A 24925-nucleotide genomic window follows, 5' to 3' on the forward strand; every position below is an offset into this window, starting at 1 on the left:
CGGTTCGGGAATCCCCGCTTCGTACGATGACGTTCTGGAAGTCAGCTGCCGGCACCCTCCAGGCGTCGGCACTCGGATCGGCATCGGTGCGCGCGCCGACGCCGAACACACACAACTCGGGAGACGGCAGTGGACGAGGTCCGCAACCTGATCATCATCGGCTCCGGCCCGGCCGGTTACACGGCGGCGGTCTACGCGGCGCGCGCCAACCTGAAGCCGCTGATCATCGAGGGTGTCCAGTCCGGCGGCGCGCTGATGACCACCACCGAGGTGGAGAACTTCCCCGGCTTCGCCGATGGCATCCTCGGCCCCGAGCTGATGGACAACATGCGCAAGCAGGCCGAGCGGTTCGGCGCCGAGTTCCTGACCGACGACGTGACGCGGGTCGAGCTTGTCGACACCGGCGACGCCGGGTCGGGCGCGACGAGCACCGTGTGGGTCGGCGAGACCGCCTACCGGGCCCGCGCCGTGATCCTCTCCACCGGTTCGGCCTGGCGTCCGCTGGGCGTCCCCGGCGAGCAGGAATACCTGGGCCACGGTGTCTCCTCCTGCGCCACCTGTGACGGCTTCTTCTTCCGTAACCAGCACATCGTCGTCGTTGGCGGTGGCGACTCGGCGATGGAGGAGGCCAGCTTCCTCACCCGCTTCGCCGACTCGGTGACCATCATCCACCGGCGCGACTCGTTCCGGGCCAGCAAGATCATGGCCGACCGGGCGCTGAGCAACGAGAAGATCAAGGTCGAGTGGAACAGCACCGTCGAAGAGGTCCTCGGCGCTGACGGCAAGGTCACCGGGGTACGGGTACGCAACGTGCACACCGGCGAGACCAAGGTGCTGGACGTGACCGGCGTGTTCGTGGCCATCGGCCACGACCCCCGCAGCGAGCTCTTCCAGGGCCAGGTCGAGCTGGACGACGAGGGCTACGTGAAGGTTCAGGCCCCCAGCACCCGGACGAGCGTGCCCGGCGTCTTCGCCGCCGGCGACGTGGTCGACCACACCTACCGCCAGGCGATCACCGCGGCCGGCACCGGTTGTGCCGCCGCGCTCGACGCCGAGCGGTTCATCGCGACGCTCAGCTGAAACAGGAAACACATCCCGGAGGAGGGCAATAGTGGGAAATACGAAGGCGGTCACGGACGCGAGCTTCGTCGCTGACGTGCTGCAGGCCGACAAGCCGGTGCTGGTGGACTTCTGGGCCGAGTGGTGCGGGCCGTGCCGCAAGGTGTCGCCGCTGCTCGAGGAGATCGCGGGCGAGATGGGCGACCAGGTCACCATCGTGAAGCTCAACATCGACGAGAACCCGGAGACCGCCCGGGCCTACCGGGTCATGTCGGTGCCGACCCTCACGGTCTTCAAGAACGGCCAGCCCGTGCAGTCGATCGCCGGCGCCAAGCCGAAGGGCGAGCTGGTCCGGCTCATCGAGTCGGCCCTCTGAGCTGCGCAGACACACCACCGAACCCCGGATCCGCTCGTCGGGTCCGGGGTTCGGTGTTTTTCCCGGCCCGAGCCCGTCACCGGTCCGGAACGCATAGCCTCAAGCCAGGGCCGCCGCCGCCCACCAGCCAGACTCGTGCAGAGGGGGTCGTGCGTGCGTCCGATCCGACCCGGAGACCGGGGACCCGCGGTCACGGAGATCCGTACCATCCTCACCGGCCTCGACCTGCTCGCCGCCGGCCCGCACAGTGACGAGTTCGACCGGGACACCGAACGCGCGGTGCGCGCGTTCCAGCAGTCCCGCGGGCTGAGCGTGGACGGCCGGGTCGGCTCGGAGACGTGGGGCGCGCTGGAGGCCGCACGCTGGAGGCTCGGCGCCCGCACCCTCTACCACGCGGTCCCCGAGCCGCTCACCGGCGAGGATGTCCGGTCGCTGCAGGAACGACTGCTGGAGATGGGGTACGACGTGGGCCGCGCCGACGCCATCTACGGCATCCGCACGTCCCGCGCGGTGGCCCAGTTCCAGCGCGAGGTGGGGCTCACGCCCGACGGCTCCTGCGGCCCGCACACCATGGACGCGCTGCGCCGGATCGGTCGCAAGGTCGTCGGAGGTCGCCCGCAGTGGCTGCGCGAGTCCGACGCGATCCGCCAGTCGGGACCGGCGCTGGTCGGCAAGACGGTGGTGATCGACCCCGGCCACGGTGGCACCGATCCCGGCATGGTGGTGCCGGACGGTCCGCTGCGTTGGACGGAGGCCGACCTCGTGCACGACCTGGCGAGCCGGCTGGAGGGACGACTCGCCGCGTCCGGGGTGCGGGTCCAGCTCACCCGGGGTCCCGCGCCCGACGCCTGTCTGCCGGACACCGACCGGGCGCTGCTGGCGAATTCGCTCGGCGCCGACGTGTTCATCTCGCTGCACCTCGACGGACACGCCAACCCGGACGCCGAGGGGGTGGCGACCTACCACTACGGCACCGACAACGGGGTGACCTCGGCGACCGGTGAACGGCTGGCGGGGCTGGTGCAGCGGGAGATCGTGGCGCGGACCGGGCTGCGGGACTGCCGTACCCACGCCAAGGCGTGGGACCTGCTGCGGCTGACCAGGATGCCGGCGGTCCGGGTGGAGGTCGGCTACCTCACCTCGCCGGTGGACCGCGCCCGGCTCGTCGACCCCCGGTTCCGCGACCGGGTGGTGGAGGCGATCGTGGCGGCGGTGCAGCGGATGTACTACCCGATCGAGCGGGACGTGCCGACCGGCTCGCTCGACGTCAGTGAACTGCGTGCGGTCGTGGCCGCCGGCACCGTGGTCGACTGACCCGCTCAGCCGCCCGTGGAGCGGGTGGCCGGGGCGGGTCGTACCGGCCGCAGCAGCGTCTCCGGGCTCATCGAGCCGAGCAGCTTCTCCAGCGCGTACTCGACGTCGGACTTCCAGCTCAGCGCGGTCCGCAGTTCGAGGCGCAGCCGGGGGAAGCGGGGATGCGGACGTACCGTCTTGAAGCCGACGGAGAGGAAGAAGTCGGCCGGTGCCACGCACCCGCCGGCCGGATCGTCCGCGTCACCGAACTTGGCGTCGCCGAACGCCTCGATCGCCTTGATCCCCCGCTTGGTGAGGTCCCGCGCGACGCCCTGCACCAACATTCGGCCCAGCCCGCCCCCGGCGAACGCGGCGACCACGTTGGCGGTCATCAACAGCGCGGCGTCGGCCGAGACGGGCGACGTCGGGAACGCCATCGAGCGGGGAACGTAGGCGGGTGGCGCGTACATCACGAAGCCCGCCGGCATGCCGTCGACGTACGCGAGCTTGCCGCAGGAGCCCCACTCCAGCAGGGTCTGGGAGACCCATGCCTCCTTCTCCAGGCCCGGGTCACCGGCGGCGCACGCCCGATCGGCGGAGACCGGATCGAGCTCCCAGTAGACGCACTGACGGCAGGGGCGCGGAAGATCCTCCAGCGTGTCGAGGGTCAGGCTGACCAGACGTCGCGACATATGGCGCATCCCCACAGTTAGGCTCGGTGGTGAGACCGGCACGGAACGACAGCGCCGCCTTCCTGCCCCCGACGAGCGATCGTACGCCGCCGATCGACCGTACGGGAGGGGACGCGCAGATCCCCGCCGGTGCCGGGCAGGGTCCGCCATGTGGTCGATCCGTTCCGCCAGGGCGGCAACCAGGCCAGGGCCGACTAGGATCGACAATCGGTGTCCCGTCGCCATGGTCACGAGCGGGCGGGGTACCCGGGGCGGGAGCCACCCGAGCAGCGATCGAGGTGAGGTCATGACCGGCACGACACTCGACGACTACACCGACCGGTACGCCCGGCGCGTGCGCGGGATGACCGCCTCCGAGATCCGAGCACTCTTCGCGGTCGCCAGTCGACCGGAGGTCGTCTCGCTCGCCGGTGGGGCCCCGTACATCGCCGCGCTGCCGCTCGACGCGGTCGGCGAGATGCTGGGCCGGCTCGGCTCCGAGCACGGCAGCACCACCCTCCAGTACGGCATCGGCCAGGGCACCCTCGAACTGCGCGAGCGCATCTGCGAGGTGATGTCGCTCTCCGGCATCGACGCCTCGTGCGGCGCGTCGCCCGAGGACGTGGTGGTCACGGTGGGCGGGCAACAGGCGCTCGACCTGGTAGCCCGGCTCTTCCTCGATCCCGGTGACGTGGTGCTCGCCGAGGGCCCGACGTACGTGGGCGCGCTGGGGGTCTTCCAGGCCGCCCAGGCGCAGGTGACGCACGTCCCGATGGACGCGGACGGACTGATCCCCGAGGCGTTGGAGACGGCCATCGCCGACCTCGCCCGGGCCGGCCGACGCGTCAAGTTCCTGTACACCATCCCGACCTACCAGAACCCGGCCGGCGTGACGCTCAGCGAGGAGCGCCGCGAGCGCGTCCTCGACATCTGCGAACGCGCCGGCCTGCTCGTGGTCGAGGACGACCCGTACGGCCAACTGGGTTTCGAGGGTGAGGCCCCGGCGCCGCTGCGGGCCCGGCGCCGCGACGGCGTCTTCTACCTGAGCACCTTCTCCAAGACGTTCGCCCCCGGCCTGCGGGTGGGCTGGATCCTGGCGCCGCACGCGGTCCGCGACAAGTTGGTCATCGCCAGCGAGGCGCAGATCCTCTGCCCCAGCGTCTACGCCCAGTCCGCCGTCTCCACCTACCTGGGCACCATGCCGTGGCGGCAGCAGCTCAAGGTGTACCGCGAGGTCTACCGGGAGCGCCGGGACGCCCTGCTCGACGCGATGGCCGATCTGATGCCCGAGGGCACCAGCTGGACCACCCCGGCCGGCGGGCTCTTCGTCTGGGCCACCCTGCCGGAAGGGCTGGACGCCAAGGCGATGGTGCCGCGTGCCATCGCCGCCCGGGTCGCCTACGTGCCCGGCACCGGCTTCTACGCCGACGGCACCGGCACCGGCGCGATGCGGCTGAACTTCAGCTTCCCGCCCCCCGAGCGGATCCGTGAGGGCGTCCGGCGGCTCGCGGGCGTCATGGAGCAGGAGATGGCCACCCGCCGCGTCTTCGGCGCCGTGGGCGGTGCCGCCGGCCGCCGTGGCCGGCCCGGCTCCGACGTGCCAGGTCCCGACTTGGCATGATGCCGGCATGGGTACGACCGCTGCCGAGCGCTTCTCCGTGACCGATTCCGCCGTCGCGGCCGACCTGCGAGTGCTGGTCCTCGCCGGCGGGCTCTCCTACGAACGGGACGTGTCGCTGCGCTCCGGTCGGCGCGTGCTCGACGCCCTGCGTGCCGTCGGCGTCGACGCCGAACTGCGGGACGCCGACGTGGCTCTCCTGCCGTCCCTGGCGGCCGACCCGCCGGACGCCGTCGTGATCGCCCTGCACGGCGCGACCGGCGAGGACGGCTCACTGCGCGGGGTGCTGGACCTGTGCGGCATCCCGTACGTCGGCTGTGACGCCCGGTCCTCCCGGCTCGCCTGGGACAAGCCCTCCGCCAAGGCGGTGCTGCGGGAGGCCGGCATCCCCACCCCCGACTGGGTGGCTCTGCCGCACGACCGCTTCTCCGAGCTCGGCGCGGTCGCCGTGCTGGACCGCATCGCCGACCGGCTGGGCCTGCCGCTGATGGTCAAGCCGGCGCAGGGCGGCTCCGGTCTGGGCGCCGCCGTGGTCCGGGACGCCGCGTCCCTCCCGGCCGCGATGGTCGGTTGCTTCGCGTACGACTCGACGGCTCTCGTCGAGCGGTACGTGCCCGGAATCGACGTGGCGGTCTCCGTGATCGACCTGGGGGACGGTCCGCAGGCGCTGCCGCCGGTGGAGATCGTGCCGCGCAACGGCGTGTACGACTACGCCGCCCGCTACACCGCCGGCCGCACTACGTGGCACGCACCCGCTCGGCTGGAGCCGGAGGTGGCCGCCTCGGTGGCCGACGTGGCGCTCGCCGCGCACAGCGCGCTCGGTCTGCGGGACCTGTCCCGGGTCGACGTGATCGTGGACGCCGAGGGTCGTCCGCACGTGCTGGAGGTCAACGTCTCACCCGGCATGACGGAGACGTCACTGCTGCCGCTGGCCGTTCAGGCGGCCGGCCTGGACTTCGGCCGCCTGATCGGCTCGCTGGTCACCCGGGCCGCCGCTCGGGGCATCTCGGCTTGATCGACTCGGGTTCCTTGATTCCGGGGTGTCAGATGCCGTCGGACACCCCGAGTTCGCCGAACCCGAGTCGATCACTCGCGCGCCAACCGCGTGGCGTGACGATCAGCTCGTAGCGCCTAGGCCGGGCGGTCTGCCCCCTGCCCATCGACGGTGTCTGTGGGGCTGCTCCGCGGCGTCGGGATGACCCGACCCCGCAGGGCGCGGTCATCGGTGTCGCTCGTCGCGTCGGCGGCGTCCGCCCGGTTGTCGTCGGCGCTCGTCGCGTCGGCGTCGCTCGCGGGGTTGCCGGCGCCGCTCGGCGCGCCGGCGACGTCCGCCCGGTCGTCGGTGCCGCTCGGCACATCGGCGGCGTCCGCCCGGCTGTCGTCGGCGCTCGCGGGGTTGCGGGCGTCGCTCGTCGCGCCGTCGGCGCCCGCCCGGTCGTCGGCGCCACTCGCCGCGCTGGCGGCGTCCGCCTGGCTGTCGGCGTCGCTCGGCACGTCGTCGTACCCGGTTTCGACGCCCGGCTCCGGGATCTCCTCCGCCGCTTCGATCACCGAGACCGGGTCTTCCTGCGCGGCTGCGGCGGCGTCCGCCGCGGCCGACTGTGCGAGCAGGCTCGACGGGGCCTGCCACTGGATGCGGGGCGGCTCGGCCAACGGTCGGCCGCCGAACTCGGCGAGCCAGGCGGCGACGAGCGCCAGATTCTCCCGCCACTGCTCCTCAGAGATCGGCGGCAGGATGGAGTCCCACAGGGACAGGAAGGTTCCACGCAGTTGGAGCCGCCCGTACGGCCGGGCGAGGAACCACATGTGCAGGTGGGCAGAGCCGTCGCCCCACCGGTTCACGTGCACCCGTGCCACGCCGTCCAGCGACCGGATGGCCCGTTCGAGACGTACCGTCATCACCCCCAGCTCGGCCGCGAGCAGGTTCGGCAGGTCACCCAGGTCGAGGTGGCTTCGAGATTCGAGGATGAGCACCATCGGCAGACCGGTCGGCCGGTCCATGGCACGGACCCGCCACCGCTCTCCCACCCAGATGTAGGCGTCGTCGGGTGCGTTGCAGGCGGTGCATTCCCGGAGGCCCTCACCCTTGCGAGGCGGTTCGACCGGGACCGGGTCGTCGAGCTGCTTCACCCGCAGGTCGCCCTCAAAGGGAAACGAGGGCCACTGGGTGAAGTCCGGGACTGAGGGAGGGGTGTCGTGCACGACGCTGACCCTAACCGAGTCTGGCACCGCTGTCCCTACCTGTTCGACCGGTTCCGACCGCCCCGATCAGCGTTCGCCGTCGATCGCTGTGGCCCGTCACCGCGAGTGGCCGAAGCGATATCCACAGGCTGCCGAGGACGCTGATACCCGCAGTCATCCACAGGCTGACACCCGCTCCCACGCGGCGTTTCACGTGAAACGAGGGGTGCCTGTGGAAAACCGGTGTGGATAACTTTTCGCTCCCTCGATCGTTGCGCCCGGGTCGTGCCGAGCGAGGTTCGGCCGGCGTTTTCGGGGGCGGCGGCGGGCGCACTCTTCGGCGGTCCGTCCACCGGGCCGGGGAGCGTGTTTCACGTGAAACGCGCCGACCGAATGACTGGCCGTCCGAAGTTGCTCAAGCTCACCGAGCAGTAGCCCCGTGCGTGGCCTGAGCGGGCCGCTGCCGCCCGCGCGGCAGGGAGGGGCAGCCGCGGACGGGCCGACACCCTCAGGCGCTCTCGCGGGCCGTGGCGGGCGGGTCGTGACGGACGACCGGGTCCGCCATCGCTCGGACGGTGTGCCGTCGGCAGCGGACGCGTACGGCTTACGGGGCCGTTTCACGTGAAACGGGGGCGTACGCGCGAGGGCCGCGCCTCCCTGGGGAGACGCGGCCCTCGGACGGCGGTGGCGGACGTCAGTCCTGCGCCCCCTCCTCCTGCACGCCGATGATGCCCACGATCCGTTCGAGATCGTCAACGGTGGCGAACTCGATGGTGATCTTGCCCTTGCTTCGGCCGATGTCGACCTTCACCCGGGTGTCGAAGCGGTCCGACAGGCGGTCGGCGAGATCCGACAGGGCCGGCGCGTGGGGCTTCGGTCGCCGTTTGGCCGCCTGGCCCTTCGTCGGTCCGTCGTTCAGCGCCAGGGCCACGATCTCCTCGGTCGCGCGCACCGACAGCCCTTCGGCGACGATCCGCAAGGCCAGCTGCTCCTGTGCCTCCGAGTCGTCGAGGCTGAGCAATGCGCGCGCATGGCCCGCGGAGAGGATGCCGGCGGCGACTCGCCGCTGCACCTGGGCCGGCAGGTTGAGGAGTCGAATGGTGTTGGAGATCTGCGGTCGACTGCGGCCGATCCGGCGGGCCAGCTCCTCGTGGGTGGCACCGAACTCCTCCAGCAGCTGCTGGTACGCGGCGGCCTCTTCCAGCGGGTTCAGATTGGCCCGGTGGATGTTCTCCAGCAGCGCGTCACGGAGCATGGCGTCGTCGCGGGTGTCCCGGACGATGGCCGGGATGTTGTCCCGCCCCACCGCCTGGGCGGCCCGCCACCGGCGCTCACCCATCACCAGTTCGTACTTCTCGTCGTCGAGCTGGCGTACGACGATCGGCTGGAGGAACCCGACCTCGCGGATGGAGGTCTTCAGCTCCTCCAACGCCTCCTCGTCGAAGACCTGGCGGGGCTGCTTCGGGTTGGGCACGATCGCGTCGACCGGGATCTCCGCGAACCGAGCACCCGGCACGGGGCTGAGCACGGGCTCCGGCTGGTGGGCGGCGACGCTCACCGGGGCCGTACGGACGGCGGCGGAGGGCACGCCCTCGTCAGTGTCGACGCTCCCGTTCTCCGGCTCGGCCGTCACGGTGCCGGCGGCACCTGGCACGGGCCCGGTCGGGATGAGGGCCCCGAGGCCCCGCCCCAGACCGCCCCGAGGACGGTTCTTCATGCCACGCCTCCCAGCGACTTGTCCGCACTACGCATTCCGGCCCACCGGCTCCTTGACGCCGCGCTCGGCGATCTCCTGGGCGGCCTCGAAGTAACTCGTGGCGCCCCGCGAACCGGGATCGTAGGTCATCACCGACTGGCCGTAGCTGGGTGCCTCGGACACCCGCACGTTCCGGGGGATGACGGCCTGGAGAACCTTGTCGCCGAAGTGGTTCCGGACGTCCTGCTCGACCGCGTCCGCGAGGCGGGTCCGGCGGTCGTACATGGTGAGCAGGATGGTGGAGACGTCGAGCTTCGGGTTGAGGTGTTGCCGCACCAGGTTGATGTTGTTGATCAGCTGGTTGAGGCCCTCCAGCGCGTAGTACTCGCACTGGATCGGAATCAACACCTCCTGCGCGGCGACCAGGGCGTTGACCGTCAGCAGACCGAGCGAGGGCGGGCAGTCGATGAAGACGTAGTCGAACTGGCCCGGGTACGCGGCGATGGCGCGGTCGAGGCGCGACTCGCGGGCCACCACCGACACCAGCTCGATCTCCGCGCCGGCGAGGTCGATCGTGGCGGGTACGCACCACAGGTTGGGGATACCCTCGACCGCCTGCGCCACCTCGGCCAGCGGGACGCTGTTGATCAGGCAGTCGTAGACGTCGGGGATGCCGGTGTGGTGGGGCACGTTCAACCCGGTCGAGGCGTTGCCCTGCGGGTCCAGATCGACCACGAGCACGCGGTTGCCGTGCAGGGCGAGTGCCACCGCGAGGTTGACCGTGGTCGTGGTCTTACCCACGCCGCCCTTCTGGTTGGCGACGCACATGACCCGGGTCCGGTCCGGTCGAGGCATGGTCACCTCGCCACTGGGATTCAGGATCTGCACGGCGCGCATCGCCTCCATAGCCAACGGTGGGTCATCCTCTTCGCGCGTCGGGGTTTCACGTGAAACGTAGGTGGGGTCGGCCGCGACCGCCGCCAACGACTCGGCCGACGCGACCGGTACGTCGGGAACCACCGGCGCGGCGTCGCGCGCCGCTGCGGCGGTCGGCTGGTGGGGCACTGCGGCCTCGAAGCGCACCGCGGCGGTTCGGTTCCGCCGGCCGGGCGTCTGCCGTACGTCGGCCGCGTTGGCGGGTCGACTCGGCCCGTCGGCCGCCCGTCGACCGGTCGTCGGGTCCGGCCCGACGCTCGGAACAGCCGCCTCGTCCCGCGAGGTGAACGGATCGTCGTCCGCCGGAATGGACGCTCCGGCCGGGGACCAGCTCGGGTAGTCGGTTTCACGTGAAACAGGGTCGCTGGTTGACCCGGTCACGCGTGGATCGTCGTACCTGCCGTCGTCATGCACCTGTCATCCCTGCCCGCTTCGGATGGTCGGTCCGCGCCCCGGTCAACTTGGCCACACCCGCGCTCGCACCCCGGAGCGTACGGCCCCTCGGGAGCGGTCGGAGTCCGCGACGTCCGTCGGCCGCTCCACATTATCGACGCGCGGCCAGCCTACGGCGGACGGGCGTGGCCGGTCCACGTCGGGTTCTCATTCCCTCGTCCATCCGTACCGGTACAACGAGCCAACCCGTCGACCGGACGCCCGATGGCGCGCTGGTCAGCGGCGGCGAGCCCGCCCGCCACGGGAGCGCTTGCTCGCCGCCGGCCGGGCCGGGCCGACCATCCGCTCCCGGACGATCTCCACCACGGTGGTGGGCGGGTCGATCACGCCGACACCGCAGAGGTGCACGGCCCCCGCACCGCCGCCGAGCCGCTCCACGACGTCGGCGTGCTCCTCGATCTCGGCAGCGGCGGACGACCCCTTGAGAGCCAGCAGTCGGCCACCGCGTACGGCGAGCGGCAGACACCAGGTAGCCAACCGGTCCAGTGGCGCAACCGCGCGGGCGGTCACCACGTCACCGCTGATCGGGTCCCGGCCGCTCGATCCGCTGGCGGCCTCGTCGGCTCGGCCACGGAACACCCGCACCGATCGGGTCAGGCCGAGCCGTTCCACGGCCTCGATGAGGAACGACGTCCGCCGGGCGAGCGGCTCGATCAGCGTGACCGTCAGGTCGGGCCGGGCGATGGCCAGCACCAGACCGGGCAGACCGGCGCCGGAGCCCACGTCGAGCACGTTCGCGTCGCTCGGAATGCGCTCGACCACGGCGGCGCAGTTGAGCAGGTGCCGGTCCCAGATCCGGGGCGCCTCGCGGGGGCCGATCAGACCGCGGACCACGCCGTCGGTGGCGAGCAGTTCGGCGTACGCGGCGGCCAGGTCGAGCCGATCACCGAAGAGGGTCAGCGCGGCCGGGGCCAGTTCGGGCGGGAGAGCGACGTCGGCCGGCGGCGGGCTTTCGTCGCCGGCCCTGTCGTCACGCCGGACAGGGGACGGCCCGGACGGCGTACCGCCCGGGCCGGTCACGACATCAGCCGTGGTGTCGTCGTGGGTCAACGGAGTCAGTCCGCCGGCCGTACGACGATGCGACGGTTCGGCTCGACGCCCTCCGACTCGCTCGCCACACCGGCCATGGCGTTGACCACGTCGTGGACACACTTGCGCTCGAACGCGTTCATCGCCTCCAGGCGCACGGGCTCGCCGTACTCCTTCACCTTCTCGACGGCGTTCTTGGCGACGGCGGCGAGTTCCTTGCGGCGGTTCGCCCGGTAGCCACCGACGTCGAGCAGCAGGCGGCTCGGCGAGCCGGTCTGCCGGAAGACGGCGAGCCGGGTCAGCTCCTGGAGCGCCTCCAGGGTCGCGCCGCGCTGGCCGACCAGGTTCTGCAGTCGGGAGCCGACCACCTCGACGACGGGACGGCCACCGGCCACCAGCTCGTCGATGTCGCCGTCGTAGTCGAGGATGTCGAGCAGTCCCTCGACGTAGTCGGCCGCGATCTCGCTCTGCCGGAACAGGTCGCTTTCGCCCGTGCTCTTCTTCTCACGACCACCGGCGGGGGTTTCGGTGTCGTCATCGGCCTCGGTGTCGTCGCCGTCCACCTCGAGCGTCGCGGTCTCCTCCTCGTCCAGGGACTGCTCGGCGCGGGGGATGCTGGTCTCGGTCACGGTCTCATCTCCGTACTCGCTCGGCCGGACCGTCGGGTCCGCTGGTTTCCCGGGGCCGGCGGGAGGTCGCCGGTGCCCACGGGCACGTCTGTACGGGCAGTGTCGCCCGTGACCGCGCCGTGCGCGGCCGGTTCCGCCCGGCGCCGGCCGTACGGCGGCTGCGCGGTGCGGGGTCCGGGCCGTCGCCGGTTGCCCGGCGACGGCGCACGGCGTTCGTCAGCCCTGCCGCTTGGCGGGGCGGCTCTTCTTCGGGTTGGCGGGCTTGGCGCCCGGCTTCGGGCCGGCCACCTTCGGCGCGGCGGCCTTGACGGGCGCGGCCGGGGCGGCCTTGCCCCGCCCGAAGAGCCCACCCGACTTGGCGGGCTGCACCGGGTTGCGGCTGGCTGCGGGGGCGGTGGCCTTCTTCGCGGTCACCGGCGGCGGGAACTTCCGCAGCACCCACTGCTGCTGGCCGAGGGTGAAGAGGTTGTTCGTGACCCAGTAGATGATCACACCGATCGGGAAGATCGCGCCGGAGATCAGCAGCGAGGCCGGGATGCCGTAGAGCATCAGGCGCTGGATCATCCGCTGTTGCGGGTCCTCGGCCCAGCCGGTCTTGAGGATCATCTGCCGGCTGGTCAGGTAGGTGGTCGCGATCATGACCAGCACCAGAACACCAGCGATGATCTTGACAGTGGTGCCGTTCGCGCCGAGGCGGGCCAGTTCGTCGGCGGTCGAGCCGAACTTGCCGGCGATCGGGGCGGTGAAGAGCTTGGCGTTCGACGCGCTGTCGAACTGCTCGACCGTCCAGCCGTAGAGCGTCTTGCTCTGCTTGGCCGGGTCGAGGCGACGCAGCACGTGGAAGAGGCCCAGGAAGACCGGAATCTGGAGGAACATCGGAAGGCAGCCCATCAGGGGGTTGGCCTTTTCCTTCCGATAGAGCTCCATCATCTCCTTCTGGAGCGTCTCCCGGTCACCCTTGTGCTTCTCCTGCAGCTCCTTGACCTTGGGCTGCAGCGCCTGCATCGCCCGCTGGGACTTGATCTGCTTGACGAAGACCGGGAACAGGATGACCCGGACGGTGACCACCAGGAAGACGATGGCCAGGATCCAGGCGAAGTTGGTGCCGATCACCGCGTCGACGGGCACCCCGATGGCGTCCCAGGCAGAGTGCCAGGTCAGCAGGATCCACGAAATCGCGAAGTAGATCCAGTCGAGACTCAATTCGGGGCTCCAGTCACATCGACACGGCGGCGACCGCCCGGCTCCGGAACCGGGTCATGTCCACCAGGGTGAAAGGGGTGGCAGCGCAGCAACCGCCGGACCGCCAGCACGGCTCCCCGGAGCGCGCCGTGCCGCACGAGCGCCTCTTGGGCGTACGCACTGCACGACGGGTAGAACCGGCAGCGTGCCGGCAGTGCCGGACTTATCCACCGACGGTACGCGATGATGGGCGCGATCAGCACCTTGGCACCGGTTGACGTCGGGCGGGTGGCGGTCGGGTCGGCGCTCACCGGGGCCGCCTCTCCCGAGGTGACCGGGCAACCGCGATGGCGGCGTCCAGGTCGGTGGTGAGCCGGGCGTACGACGCCTCGGCCGCGGCGGGCAGCGCCCGGACGACCAGGGTGCTGCCGTCGGGCAGCGCGCCCAGCCGTTCCCGGGCCAGCGCTCGGAGGCGACGCCGCACCTTGTTGCGGACCACCGCGTTGCCGACCGCCTTGGATACGACGAAACCGGCGCGGGCCGGGGCGGAGGATTGCTCCGCGCCCGACACCCGCGCCGGCTTCGGCGAGGTCGTTGCGCTGGGGTCGGTGGCCGGCGGCATGGTCAGGTGGACCACGACGGCACCTCGGCCGACGCGTCGGCCACCACGAACCGCTGCGGCGAAGTCAGTGCTGCGCCGCAGTCGCTGTGCGGCGGCCAGCACGACTGCCCACGTCCCCCGGACCGGCCCGGTCGGCTCAGGCCGACAGGGTGGTGCGACCCTTGGCGCGGCGGCTCGAGAGGATGGCACGGCCGGCACGGGTGCGCATGCGCAGCCGGAAGCCGTGGGTCTTCGCGCGCCGGCGGTTGTTCGGCTGGTAGGTGCGCTTGCTCACGTCAGGCTCTCCGTTTTCGTACGCGCCCCGCGCGACGGGATCGCCGGGGTCGTGGGGTGGTCCAGGCCACCTCGACGGTGGCCACCGTTCGGTGCTGCCCTGCGGAGCGGGACCGGCGATGCGGGGAAGCGACCGCGGGCAGCAAGCACCCATCACCCTAGCAGAGGGCGAGAGAGCAGCCGCTCCAGCCTACGCAGGGGTGCAATGGCCGTCAAACACTCGCAGGAGGGGGGTCGGGACGCGCCCGGGACCGAAGGGGCGGTTTTCGCTGATGCCGACAAGGTCGCTCGGGCGTCGCCGGTTGATGGCGCAGGGACAACGCTGTTACCGTGCCCGATTGCGGTGAGCGTCGGATGCTCCGGTCGTCGCGCGCAGGCAAGACCGGACACGCTGGTGAATCGTTCGGCACGGTGAACCCGCTTCAGCGGCCGTCCAGGCAGGGGCAGGTCCCGCGCCCGGCGGGCGGCCACAATCGGTCGGTGCACAGGCTGTGGATAACCTGTGGACGAGCGCTGGTCAGTTGTCCGGGTGGGTGATGTTCCACCCGTGCACGCGGCGGGCCCGGGACGGGCGGCTGGCAGACAGCGGCGGCCGGGAGCAGAGGCGAGGGGGTGGCACGACGGTGGCCGGTACGACCGACCTTGCCGCGGTGTGGTTGGCGGCGACCGACGAGCTCGCCGACGAGATCATCTCTGCCCAGCAGCGCGCCTACCTCCGGTTGACCCGGCTGCGGGCGATCGTCGAGGACACCGCGCTGCTCTCGGTGCCGGACGCCTTCACCCGGGACGTGATCGAGTCGCGGCTCCGCCCGGCGATCACCGAGGCGCTGACCCGCCGGCTCGGCCGGCCGATCCAGGTCGCCGTGACCGTGCGGGTGGCCGAGGACGCCACCGGCCGCCCGGCCGGCACCGTCTACCGCAGCGCCCCGGAGCCCGGGCCACTCGACGTCGACGAGCCGCCCGCGGGTCCGCGCGCGGACGAGTACGCCGGACGAGCCATGGCCGACGACGCCCTCGCTGAGCAGCCGCGGCTGCCGGAGAACGCCGTACCGCCGGCACCGGCGGGCCCACCCCCCGCGACGACCGTGGACGGGCATCGGCCCGGGCTGATCCCGACCAGCCGGGACGGGCAGGAGGCGCTGTTCAGCGCGGCCTTCGTCGAGCCGATGCGGTCGCCTCGACCGGCGACCGAGCGGCGCGGGTACGACGAGCAGGCGGCCCGCCTCGACCCGCCCGGCCCCGACACCCGGCCGTACGAGCCCCGCTACCGCGAGGACGCCACCTCGCCCCGGGACCAGCATGTGATCCGTCCGCTGCCCCGGGAGGGCGCGACGGACAGCGGCCCGGGTCGCAGCGGCATGGAGCACCGCCCCGGCGGGCGGGACGAACGCCGACTGCCCGGCGCCGACACCGGCGGCAACCGGTTGAACCCGAAGTACATGTTCGAGACGTTCGTCATCGGCTCGTCCAACCGGTTCGCCCACGCGGCGAGCGTGGCGGTGGCCGAGTCACCGGCGAAGGCGTACAACCCGCTGTTCATCTACGGCAGCTCCGGGTTGGGCAAGACGCACCTGCTGCACGCCATCGGGCACTACGCCACGACGCTCGGCAACGCCCGGTCGGTGCGGTACGTCTCGACCGAGGAGTTCACCAACGACTTCATCAACTCGCTCCGGGACGACAAGACCAGTGCGTTCCAGCGGCGCTACCGCGACGTCGACATCCTGCTGATCGACGACATCCAGTTCCTGGAGAACCGCGAGCGCACGCAGGAGGAGTTCTTCCACACCTTCAACACCCTGCACAACGCCAACAAGCAGATCGTGATCACCTCGGACCGGTCGCCGAAGCAGTTGGCGACGCTCGAGGACCGGCTGCGGACCCGCTTCGAGTGGGGTCTGCTGGCCGACATCCAGCCGCCGGACCTGGAGACGCGGATCGCGATCCTGCAGAAGAAGGCGGCGCAGGAGCGGCTCTACGCCCCGCCGGACGTGCTGGAGTTCATCGCCTCCCGGGTGTCGAACTCGATCCGGGAGCTGGAGGGCGCGCTGATCCGGGTGACCGCGTTCGCCAGCCTCACCCGGTCGACCGTGGAGCTGTCGCTCGCCGAGGAGGTGCTGCGGGACTTCATCCCGGACGGCGCCGGTCCGGAGATCACGGCGGACCAGATCATGGTCTCCACGGCCGACTACTTCGGTGTGAGCCTGGAGGATCTGCGCGGCCAGTCCCGCTCCCGGGTGCTCGTCAACGCCCGCCAGGTGGCCATGTACCTGTGCCGGGAGCTGACCGAGCTGTCGTTGCCGAGGATCGGGCAGGCATTCGGCGGGCGGGACCACACCACCGTCATGCACGCGGACCGCAAGATCCGCCAGCAGATGGCCGAACGGCGCTCGCTCTACAACCAGATCGCCGAGCTGACCAACCGGATCAAGCAGAACACCTGAGGGGTACGCCACCACGCGCCCCGGGACACGCCCGGCCGGATCTCCGGCCGGGCGTTCTTCTATGGGGCGTGGCGGTGCCTCGATCGCCTTCGACGGCGCTCGTCGCGCCGCCGGACGAGCTTTCCGCTTGACCCTCGACATGGTGTAGGCCACAGGATCGGTGCCGTGTCCCCCACGAAGCTCACTCGTTGTCCACACCTTGTTATCCACCGTCGGTGGATAACTACGGTCGGTCTCGCATCGGTTACCCACAGGCTGTGGAGAAACCCTGTGTACGACGCTGTGGACGCCTGGGGACGACGACGAAGTTATCCACCGACGATCGTCAAGGTGTGTACGGCCTGTTGAAGGTTCTGGGGACAACGGCAATGGTGATCTTCTCGACCGTCCACAACCCTGGGGAGAAAGTCGGTGGATTACCGGTGGACAACCGGTGGACAACGGTGGACAACCGGCCCTCGTCGCCGGGGTGTGGACAACCGACGCGGTTTCACACCCGGTTCTCCACAGCCAACTCACCGGTGGATAACCTGTCTGAGCTGCGCAGACCCGAGTTCTCCACAGTTTGCACAGGTGCGATGAAGACGATGGGTTATCTCTTCTAAGAGAACAAAAACCAATCATCACCGTTGGGCTTTCTGTGGATCGTGCCGAACGCTGCCGGACAGGCCGGTCAGCATCGACACGATCCATGGGGTCGGGCGCACAGCCGATGTCCCCGCGCCCTAAGGTGCGATGGGTACCCGCACGGTCGGGCGGGACGGTAGGCAGCGGTCGGCATGAGAGAGTTGTCGCTGACGTCGACGCGGAGGCATTGATGAAGTTCCGAGTGGAGCGCGACGCGCTCGCCGAGGCCGTGGCGTGGACCGCGAAGAGCCTGCCCAACCGGCCGTCCGTACCGGTGCTCGCCGGGGTGATGCTCCGCGTCACCGACGGCAACCTGCGGGTCTCCGGGTTCGACTACGAGGTCTCCAGTCAGGTGACCGTCGAGGTGCAGGGCGACGCCGACGGCGCCGCGCTGGTCTCCGGCCGCCTGCTCGCCGAGATCACCAAGGCGCTGCCGGCCAAGCCGGTCGACATCGCCGCGGTCGGCGCCCACCTCGAGTTGGTCTGCGGCAGCGCGCGGTTCACCCTGCCCACCATGCCGGTGGAGGACTATCCGGCGCTGCCCGAGATGCCGCAGAGCGCCGGCACCGTCGACGCCGCGGCCTTCGCCACGGCGGTCGCCCAGGTGGCCATCGCCGCCGGTCGTGACGAGACGCTGCCGATGATGACCGGGGTCCGCGTCGAGCTCTCCGGCAGCACGCTGTCGATGCTCGCCACCGACCGGTACCGGCTGGCGCTGCGCGAGATCCAGTGGCGACCGGACGACCCCGAGGTCAGCATCAACGCCCTGGTCCCGGCCCGCACCCTGAACGACACGGCCAAGGCGCTCGGCCCGCTGGGCGGCGAGGTCACCCTCGCCCTCGCCCAGGGCGCGGCGGGCGAGGGCATGGTCGGCCTCGCCGGTGGCACCCGTCGCACCACGAGCCGGTTGCTCGACGGCGCCAACTACCCGCCGGTGCGCTCGCTCTTCCCGGCCAGCCACAACGCCGAGGCGCGGGTGCCGGTGAGCACACTGATCGAGGTGGTCAAGCGGGTCGCCCTGGTGGCCGAGCGCACCACGCCGGTGCTGCTCAGCTTCAGCGCCGACGGCCTGGTGGTCGAGGCCGGCGGCTCCGAGGAGGCACGGGCGAGCGAGGCGATGGAGGCCACCTTCACCGGTGACCCGCTCACCATCGGCTTCAACCCCCAGTACCTCATCGACGGCCTGGCAAACCTCGGCGCGCAGACCGCCGTACTCTCGTTCGTCGACGCTTTCAAGCCAGCGGTGATCTCACCCGCTGGCGAGGATGGTGAGGTCATTCCGGGGTATCGGTACCTCATCATGCCGATCCGCGTCTCTCGCTGATCGGCCCAGCAACACCAGATCCACGGAGGTAGGAACACATGCAGCTCGGCCTGGTAGGACTCGGCCGGATGGGCGGCAACATGCGCGAGCGGTTGCGGGCTGCCGGCCACGAAGTGGTCGGATTCGATCACAACCCGCAGCTGAGCGACGCGGCTGACCTCGCCGAGCTGGCGCAGAAGCTCGAAGCACCGCGTGCGGTGTGGGTCATGGTGCCGGCCGGCGTCACCGACGCCACCATCGACGAGCTCGCCGAGGTGCTCGGGGACGGCGACATCATCATCGACGGCGGGAACTCCCGCTTCAGCGACGACGCGCCCCGCGCCGAGCGGCTGAACGAGCGCGGCATCGGCTACGTCGACGTCGGCGTCTCCGGGGGCGTCTGGGGCCGGCAGAACGGCTACGGGCTGATGGTCGGCGGCGCCCAGGAGCACGTCGACCGGCTCATGCCGATCTTCGAAGCGCTGAAGCCGGAGGGCGAGTTCGGCTTCGTGCACGCCGGCCCGGTGGGCGCCGGGCACTACTCGAAGATGGTGCACAACGGCATCGAGTACGGCCTCATGCACGCCTACGCCGAGGGCTACGAGCTGCTGACCGCCTCCGAGCTGGTGACCAACGTCCCCGGCGTGTTCAAGTCCTGGCGCGAGGGCACCGTCGTCCGCTCCTGGCTGCTCGACCTGCTGGACCGGGCGCTGGACGAGGACCCGGAGCTGGCCGACCTGAGCGGCTACACCGAGGACACCGGTGAGGGGCGCTGGACGGTCGACGAGGCGGTCCGGCTCGCCGTACCGCTGAACGTCATCACCGCCTCCCTGTTCGCCCGCTTCCAGTCGCGCCAGGACGACTCGCCCGCCATGAAGGCCGTCGCCGCGCTGCGCCAGCAGTTCGGCGGTCACGCCGTCCACAAGCGCTGAGCGGTATCCACAACCTGTGTACGTCCGCCGGCTGGAACTTGTCGACTTCCGCTCGTACGAGCGGGTCGCCGTCGACCTCCAGCCGGGGGCGAACGTCCTGATCGGCGCCAACGGCGTCGGCAAGACCAACCTCGTCGAGGCGCTCGGTTACGTGGCGACCCTGGACTCGCACCGGGTCGCCACGGACGCGCCGCTGGTCCGGATGGGCGCCTCGGCTGCGGTGATCCGCTGCGCGGTCGTGCACGACGGGCGGGAACTCCTGATCGAGCTGGAGATCGTGCCGGGTCGGGCCAACCGCGCCCGGCTGGGCCGGTCCCCCGCCCGCCGGGCACGCGACGTGCTCGGCGCGCTGCGGCTGGTGCTGTTCGCCCCGGAGGACCTGGAGCTGGTCCGGGGCGACCCGTCCGAGCGTCGCCGCTACCTCGACGACCTGCTGGTCAACCGGCAACCGCGCTACGCGGGCGTACGCGCCGACTACGAACGCGTGGTCAAGCAGCGCAACGCCCTGCTGCGCACCGCGTACCTCGCCCGCAAGACCGGCGGCACCCGGGGCGGTGACCTCGGCACCCTCGCCGTGTGGGACACCCACCTGGCCCAACACGGCGCGGAACTGCTCGCCGGCCGACTGGAGCTGGTCGCCGCGCTCACCCCGCACGTCGCGAAGGCGTACGACGCGGTGGCCGCCGGCCGGGGCGCGGCCGGTATCGCCTACCGGCCCTCGGTCGAACTGGCCGAGCCGACCACCGACCGGGCCACCCTGGCCGAGGCGCTGACCACCGCGCTCGCCGCCTCCCGCACCGCCGAGATCGAACGTGGCACCACGCTCGTCGGCCCGCACCGTGACGAGTTGGCCCTGTCGCTCGGCCCGCTGCCCGCCAAGGGGTACGCGAGCCACGGCGAATCCTGGTCGTTCGCGCTCGCGCTGCGGCTCGCCGGGTACGACCTGCTGCGCGCCGACGGCATCGAACCGGTCCTGGTGCTCGACGACGTCTTCGCGGAGTTGGACGCCGGGCGTCGGGAACGGCTGGCGGAACTGGTCGGCGGTGCGAGCCAACTGTTGGTCACCTGTGCGGTGGACGACGACGTTCCGGCCGCGTTGCGGGGCACCCGCTACCAGGTTGGCGAGGGGACGGTACGCCATGTCGGATGAGCCAGCGGCCCGCCCGGCGCGCGCCACCTCCACCGGCAGCGGCCGGCAGGCCGGGAACGCTCCGGGCGGGCGTACCCCCGAGGCCGGGGCGACCGACGGGCAGCCGGACGGGCCCAGCGGCCCGGAGTTGGCACGGGCGGTGCTGGACGCCGCGCTGTCCCGCCGGCAGGCGGCGGCGCGCACCCGGCGTACCCCCGCCGGTGGTACCGACGGCGCTGGCGGCTCGGGACGGCGGCTGCGTGGCTACTCGGGCCCCGGGCCCGACCCGCGTGACCCGCAGCCCCTGGGCGCGGTACTGAACCGGTTGGTGAAGGCGCGCGGCTGGCAGCAGCCGGCGGCCGAGGCCACCGTGTTCGGGGCCTGGGAGAAGGTGGTCGGCGCGGAGGTCGCCCAGCACAGCCGGCCGGTCAAGCTGGAGGACGGCGAGTTGACCGTGGAGGCCCGCTCGACGGCCTGGGCCACCCAACTCCGGCTGCTGGCCGGCTCGTTGCTCAAGCAGATCGCCCAGGAGGTCGGTCACAACGTGGTGCGCAAGCTGCACATCCACGGCCCGGCCGCGCCGTCCTGGCAGAAGGGCCCGCGCCGGGTCCGCGGCCGGGGGCCGCGCGACACCTACGGCTGAGCCGGCACTCAGCGCTGCTTGCCGGCCTCCCGCGCCGCCCGCTTGCGCTCGCGCTGTTCCCGGGTGAAGCGCTTGCGCTCGGCCAGGTCACGCTTCCACGCCTCGCGGGCGGCCGTCGAACCACCCTGCACCGCGCCCTGCACGCCGTCGGCGGGCCCGGCGAAGTGCCGGAAGGCCCAGCTCAGGAGACGACCGCCCTCGCCCGGTGCCCTGCTGGTCGCGCCGTCCTCGCTCATCCGCCGTCCCTCCGCGTGCCAGAACCCTAGAGTTGCCACACCAACAGTTGGTGTACCAATTATCGGTAGGGTAGTTGCCGTGGATGAGGAGAGCAAGAAGCCGCCCGGCCTCGACCCGCTGGCGCTGGAGCAACAGGTCTGCTTCGCCCTGTCGGTCGCGGCGCGCAGCGTGGTGGCCGTCTACCGGCCCCTGCTGGAGCCGATGGGGCTGACCCACCCGCAGTACCTGGTGATGTTGGCGCTCTGGCAACACGCGCCGCTGTCCGGCCGCGACCTCAGCCGCCTGTTGCAGCTCGACCCGGGCACCCTGTCACCCCTGCTCAAGCGGCTCGAAGCGGCCGGCTACCTGCGCCGGGAACGGGACGCCGCCGACGAGCGCAGCCTCGCCGTCACGCTCACCGCCAGCGGGTTGGCGCTGCGCGCCCAGGCCGAGCGGATCCCGGCTGCGATCGTGCAGCGTCTCGGACTGCCCGTGGAGGACCTGCAACACCTGCACGCGGCGCTCACCCAGGTGATCGCCGCCGCCAACCGGCCCGCCGGGCCGGCGGTTCAGGCGTCCGCGTAGACGGCGAAGCCGCGCTCGGCGCAGCGCCGGTAGAACGCCGCCAGCACGCCCAACTCCGCGCAGGTGAAGTTCCACTGCGGCGGATCACCGCTCTCGTCGCGCAACGCGTCGAGTCGGGTGTCCAGCCAGCGCAACTGCTGCTCCGCCAGTCGGCCGTCGCCGAGCAGCGCCCGCAGCACGGTGCTCACCGAGTCGAAGGTGACCGTCTCGCCGTACTCCCGGTGGCCGGCCACGAACCGTTCGATGCCGCCGGCGATCCAGGCGCAGCCGTCCGGGTCGATCACCGGGTCCTCGTCCTCGGCCGCGGCGTCTGTGGCGTACAACACACCTTCGAGGCCGAGCAGGAGATCCACCAGCTCGGTGTACGCGGTCGCCCGGACGGTGCCGGTCTTCGCGATCAGCTCGGCCAGCGCCGCCGTCGGCGCGGAGATCCGTGGGATGTCGACGATCTCGCCGAAGTCGACGAACTCGGCCGGCGCCACCGGATCATAGAAGCGGCCGGTCCGCGGCCAGTGCACCGCGACGTTGTCCAGCCCCATCTGTCACCTCTTAAAGAGCACGTGTCGGGTCGATCGGGTCGATCGTCCCGGTTCCGGCCGGTAAAGATCAAGGCCGCTATCCGGGGCGCCGCAAACGTACGGCACGGACGATCCGGCCGCGACCCCCGACCCGCCCGAGCGCGGGTCAACCCGTTCGGGGGCGGCGCGTCCGAACAGAGCCTGGCGTGTGGGGGGAGTCGAGGGTAACGGGGTTCTGCCGGCTACGGACATCTCAGCCGCCTCGTTGAGGGTGCCGAGTGGTGGTTCTGTCCCCCACGCACAGTAGGATTGACAGCGAGACGAAGACCCGGTGCGGAGCGCGGGAACGGGGCCGGTGGCCCCAGGTCATTCTCCACTCCGGGTCGAGCCGATCGCGATCCGCGGGCGACCGCGGCGACCGGCGCGTTCGACCCGTTGTCCGGAGGTCTCCGGCACCGGTCCGCGCGCCGACGTCGCGTCCTGTCCCGCCGAACCCGCGCCCGACGCGCCCCACCGGCGCCGACGACGCGAGAAAGTGGCCGAGGGTGGCAGCGCAGGACAAGCAGGAGTACGGCGCAGAGTCGATCACCGTTCTCGAAGGTCTGGAGGCGGTCCGCAAGCGGCCCGGTATGTACATCGGGTCCACCGGCGAACGCGGTCTGCACCACCTCGTCTGGGAGGTCGTGGACAACGCGGTCGACGAGGCGCTGGCCGGGTACTGCGACACCATCGACGTGGTGCTGCTCGCCGACGGCGGCGTCCGGGTCACCGACAACGGCCGGGGTTTCCCCGTCGACCTGCACCCCAAGCTCAAGAAGCCGGGTGTCGAGGTCGCGTTGACCGTGCTGCACGCGGGCGGCAAGTTCGACGGCAAGGCGTACGCCGTCTCCGGTGGTCTGCACGGCGTCGGCGTCTCCGTGGTGAACGCGCTCTCCACCAAGATGGCCGTGGAGATCCACAAGTCCGGTTTCGTGTGGCGGCAGCAGTACCACAACTCCAAGCCCACTCCGCTGGAGAAGGGCGAGAGCACCGACCGTACCGGCTCGGCGGTCTCCTTCTGGCCGGACGCGGACGTCTTCGAGACCGTCGACTTCGACTTCCAGACCATCTACCGGCGCCTCCAGGAGATGGCCTTCCTCACCCGTGGCCTCACCATCCACCTGCTCGACGAGCGGGTCGCCGAGGGCGAGGACGGCAAGCCCCGCGAGGTCACCTTCCGGTACGACGGCGGCATCGCCGACTTCGTCCGACACCTCAACGCCTCGAAGAACCCCATCCACAAGACGGTGGTGGAGTTCGGCGCCGAGGAGGAGGGCATGTCCCTCGAGATCGCCATGCAGTGGAACGAGTCGTACGGCGAGTCGGTCTACACCTTCGCCAACAACATCAACACCCACGAGGGCGGCACCCACGAGGAGGGCTTCCGCTCCGCGCTGACCAGCGTCGTCAACCGCTACGGCGCCGACAAGAAGCTGCTCAAGAGCGACGAGAAGCTCTCCGGTGAGGACATCCGCGAAGGGCTCGCGGCGATCATCTCGGTCAAGCTCACCAACCCGCAGTTCGAGGGACAGACCAAGACCAAGCTCGGCAACACCCCGGTGAAGAGCTTCGTGCAGCGGGTCTGCAACGACCGGCTGGTCGACTGGTTCGACCGCAACCCGGCCGAAGCCAAGATGATCATCCAGAAGGCGTCCCAGGCCGCCCGCGCCCGCATCGCCGCGCAGCAGGCCCGCAAGCTGGCCCGGCGCAAGTCGCTGCTGGAGTCCGGCTCGATGCCCGGCAAGCTCGCCGACTGCCAGTCGACCGACCCGCGCGAGTCCGAGGTCTTCATCGTCGAAGGTGACTCGGCGGGCGGCTCGGCCAAGCAGGGTCGTGACCCGCGCGTCCAAGCGATCCTGCCCATCCGCGGCAAGATCCTCAACGTGGAGAAGGCCCGGATCGACCGGGTGCTCAAGAACAATGAGGTGCAGGCGCTGATCACCGCGCTCGGCACCGGCATCCACGACGACTTCGACATCGAGAAGCTGCGCTACCACAAGATCGTGTTGATGGCCGACGCCGACGTCGACGGCCAGCACATCCAGACGCTGCTGCTCACCCTGCTGTTCCGCTTCATGCGTCCGCTGGTCGAGTTGGGGCACGTCTACCTGGCCGCCCCGCCGCTCTACAAGATCAAGTGGAACAAGAAGGGCGACGACGCCCAGTACGCGTACTCGGACCGGGAACGCGACGGGCTGGTGGCGCTGCGCCAGCAGAAGAAGCCGAACGCCAAGCCGGACGACATCCAGCGGTTCAAGGGCCTCGGCGAGATGAACTATCCCGAGCTGTGGGAGACCACGATGAACCCGGCCACCCGCACCCTGCGTCAGGTCACGCTCGACGACGCTGCAACCGCAGACGAGTTGTTCAGCGTCCTGATGGGTGAGGACGTCGAAGCCCGGCGGTCGTTCATCCAGCGCAACGCCAAGGATGTGCGGTTCCTGGACATCTGACGGACGTCGGCGGGCCAG

The 24925-nt window shown here is 71.0% G+C and carries 24 protein-coding genes; 12 read left to right on the top strand and 12 right to left on the bottom strand.

Features of this window, described 5'->3' with window-relative positions; translation table 11 throughout:
* Nucleotides 1-129: 129 nt before the first annotated feature.
* The 3 genes from trxB to ACN263_RS29925 all read left to right on the top strand — a co-directional run bounded on the left by trxB (nt 130) and on the right by ACN263_RS29925 (nt 2749).
* Nucleotides 130-1080 carry a thioredoxin-disulfide reductase gene (trxB, locus tag ACN263_RS29915; RefSeq protein WP_422737542.1) on the top strand — a complete coding sequence of 317 codons (951 nt, stop codon included), beginning with the start codon at nt 130-132 and terminating at the stop codon, nt 1078-1080.
* Between the two features lie 31 nt (nt 1081-1111).
* Nucleotides 1112-1435, top strand: a complete 324-nt coding sequence (trxA, locus tag ACN263_RS29920) for a thioredoxin (protein ID WP_007453873.1) — start codon at nt 1112-1114, stop codon at nt 1433-1435.
* A gap of 153 nt (nt 1436-1588) precedes the next feature.
* On the top strand, nt 1589-2749 hold the full coding sequence (locus ACN263_RS29925; RefSeq protein ID WP_422737544.1) for an N-acetylmuramoyl-L-alanine amidase: 1161 nt from the start codon (nt 1589-1591) through the stop codon (nt 2747-2749).
* A 5-nt stretch (nt 2750-2754) separates the two neighbouring features.
* On the opposite strand, the gene ACN263_RS29930 is transcribed toward ACN263_RS29925, so the two are convergent.
* Entirely contained in the window at nt 2755-3420 is a 666-nt protein-coding gene (locus tag ACN263_RS29930; RefSeq protein WP_074315552.1) for a GNAT family N-acetyltransferase, read from the bottom strand.
* 286 nt (nt 3421-3706) lie between these two features.
* On the opposite strand from ACN263_RS29930, the gene ACN263_RS29935 reads away from it, so the two are divergent.
* Both ACN263_RS29935 and ACN263_RS29940 read left to right on the top strand, forming a co-directional pair.
* Entirely contained in the window at nt 3707-5020 is a 1314-nt protein-coding gene (locus ACN263_RS29935; protein WP_422737545.1) for a PLP-dependent aminotransferase family protein, read from the top strand.
* A 7-nt stretch (nt 5021-5027) separates the two neighbouring features.
* Entirely contained in the window at nt 5028-6032 is a 1005-nt protein-coding gene (locus ACN263_RS29940) for a D-alanine--D-alanine ligase family protein (protein ID WP_422737546.1), read from the top strand.
* Between the two features lie 116 nt (nt 6033-6148).
* Here ACN263_RS29940 and ACN263_RS29945 read toward each other — a convergent pair whose 3' ends face one another.
* The 9 genes from ACN263_RS29945 to rpmH all read right to left on the bottom strand — a co-directional run bounded on the left by ACN263_RS29945 (nt 6149) and on the right by rpmH (nt 14019).
* Complete coding sequence (locus tag ACN263_RS29945; protein ID WP_422737547.1) at nt 6149-7219, bottom strand: hypothetical protein; 1071 nt, start codon at nt 7217-7219, stop codon at nt 6149-6151.
* A gap of 673 nt (nt 7220-7892) precedes the next feature.
* On the bottom strand, nt 7893-8915 hold the full coding sequence (locus ACN263_RS29950; protein WP_422737548.1) for a ParB/RepB/Spo0J family partition protein: 1023 nt from the start codon (nt 8913-8915) through the stop codon (nt 7893-7895).
* Nucleotides 8916-8942: 27 nt separating this feature from the next.
* Complete coding sequence (locus ACN263_RS29955) at nt 8943-9977, bottom strand: ParA family protein (protein ID WP_422740875.1); 1035 nt, start codon at nt 9975-9977, stop codon at nt 8943-8945.
* Nucleotides 9978-10499: 522 nt separating this feature from the next.
* Nucleotides 10500-11198 carry a 16S rRNA (guanine(527)-N(7))-methyltransferase RsmG gene (gene rsmG, locus ACN263_RS29960; RefSeq protein ID WP_422740876.1) on the bottom strand — a complete coding sequence of 233 codons (699 nt, stop codon included), beginning with the start codon at nt 11196-11198 and terminating at the stop codon, nt 10500-10502.
* 140 nt (nt 11199-11338) lie between these two features.
* Nucleotides 11339-11941: a protein jag gene (locus ACN263_RS29965; RefSeq protein WP_422737549.1), complete on the bottom strand. Its 603-nt coding sequence runs from the start codon at nt 11939-11941 to the stop codon at nt 11339-11341.
* 216 nt (nt 11942-12157) lie between these two features.
* The gene (gene yidC, locus ACN263_RS29970) at nt 12158-13144 is read right to left on the bottom strand and encodes a membrane protein insertase YidC (RefSeq protein ID WP_355048575.1); all 987 of its coding nucleotides are present in this window, start codon (nt 13142-13144) and stop codon (nt 12158-12160) included.
* Nucleotides 13141-13434 (bottom strand): membrane protein insertion efficiency factor YidD, encoded by a 294-nt coding sequence (yidD, locus tag ACN263_RS29975; RefSeq protein ID WP_422737551.1) that lies wholly within the window; start codon nt 13432-13434, stop codon nt 13141-13143. The genes yidC and yidD overlap by 4 nt, the downstream gene beginning before the upstream one ends.
* The gene (rnpA, locus tag ACN263_RS29980; RefSeq protein WP_422737552.1) at nt 13431-13847 is read right to left on the bottom strand and encodes a ribonuclease P protein component; all 417 of its coding nucleotides are present in this window, start codon (nt 13845-13847) and stop codon (nt 13431-13433) included. Before rnpA ends, yidD begins: the two co-directional genes overlap by 4 nt.
* A gap of 34 nt (nt 13848-13881) precedes the next feature.
* On the bottom strand, nt 13882-14019 hold the full coding sequence (gene rpmH / locus ACN263_RS29985) for a 50S ribosomal protein L34 (RefSeq protein ID WP_007453904.1): 138 nt from the start codon (nt 14017-14019) through the stop codon (nt 13882-13884).
* Nucleotides 14020-14641: 622 nt separating this feature from the next.
* Between rpmH and dnaA the strand changes: the two genes are divergently transcribed.
* From dnaA to ACN263_RS30010, 5 genes are all read left to right on the top strand, one after another.
* A complete protein-coding gene (gene dnaA, locus ACN263_RS29990) occupies nt 14642-16462 on the top strand; it encodes a chromosomal replication initiator protein DnaA (protein WP_422737553.1) in 1821 nt (606 codons plus the stop codon).
* A gap of 817 nt (nt 16463-17279) precedes the next feature.
* Entirely contained in the window at nt 17280-18413 is a 1134-nt protein-coding gene (dnaN, locus tag ACN263_RS29995) for a DNA polymerase III subunit beta (protein ID WP_422737554.1), read from the top strand.
* Between the two features lie 38 nt (nt 18414-18451).
* Complete coding sequence (gnd, locus tag ACN263_RS30000; protein WP_422737555.1) at nt 18452-19324, top strand: phosphogluconate dehydrogenase (NAD(+)-dependent, decarboxylating); 873 nt, start codon at nt 18452-18454, stop codon at nt 19322-19324.
* Nucleotides 19325-19340: 16 nt separating this feature from the next.
* Nucleotides 19341-20474 carry a DNA replication/repair protein RecF gene (recF, locus tag ACN263_RS30005; RefSeq protein WP_422737556.1) on the top strand — a complete coding sequence of 378 codons (1134 nt, stop codon included), beginning with the start codon at nt 19341-19343 and terminating at the stop codon, nt 20472-20474.
* Nucleotides 20464-21096: a DUF721 domain-containing protein gene (locus ACN263_RS30010; RefSeq protein ID WP_422737557.1), complete on the top strand. Its 633-nt coding sequence runs from the start codon at nt 20464-20466 to the stop codon at nt 21094-21096. Before recF ends, ACN263_RS30010 begins: the two co-directional genes overlap by 11 nt.
* A gap of 8 nt (nt 21097-21104) precedes the next feature.
* On the opposite strand, the gene ACN263_RS30015 is transcribed toward ACN263_RS30010, so the two are convergent.
* Entirely contained in the window at nt 21105-21332 is a 228-nt protein-coding gene (locus tag ACN263_RS30015; RefSeq protein ID WP_422737558.1) for a hypothetical protein, read from the bottom strand.
* A gap of 79 nt (nt 21333-21411) precedes the next feature.
* Here ACN263_RS30015 and ACN263_RS30020 point away from each other — a divergent pair, with 79 nt between their 5' ends.
* On the top strand, nt 21412-21897 hold the full coding sequence (locus ACN263_RS30020; RefSeq protein ID WP_422737559.1) for a MarR family winged helix-turn-helix transcriptional regulator: 486 nt from the start codon (nt 21412-21414) through the stop codon (nt 21895-21897).
* Here the strand turns inward: ACN263_RS30020 and ACN263_RS30025 are convergent.
* Nucleotides 21882-22436, bottom strand: coding sequence for a hypothetical protein (locus ACN263_RS30025; protein WP_422737560.1), 555 nt, complete (start codon nt 22434-22436; stop codon nt 21882-21884). The genes ACN263_RS30020 and ACN263_RS30025 overlap by 16 nt on opposite strands.
* Before the next feature lie 524 nt (nt 22437-22960).
* Between ACN263_RS30025 and gyrB the strand changes: the two genes are divergently transcribed.
* On the top strand, nt 22961-24907 hold the full coding sequence (gene gyrB / locus ACN263_RS30030; protein WP_422737561.1) for a DNA topoisomerase (ATP-hydrolyzing) subunit B: 1947 nt from the start codon (nt 22961-22963) through the stop codon (nt 24905-24907).
* The last annotated feature ends 18 nt before the right edge of the window (nt 24908-24925 follow it).

It is taken from the genome of Micromonospora sp. WMMD729 (genome assembly GCF_049315225.1).
Taxonomy (GTDB): Bacteria; Actinomycetota; Actinomycetes; order Mycobacteriales; family Micromonosporaceae; genus Micromonospora.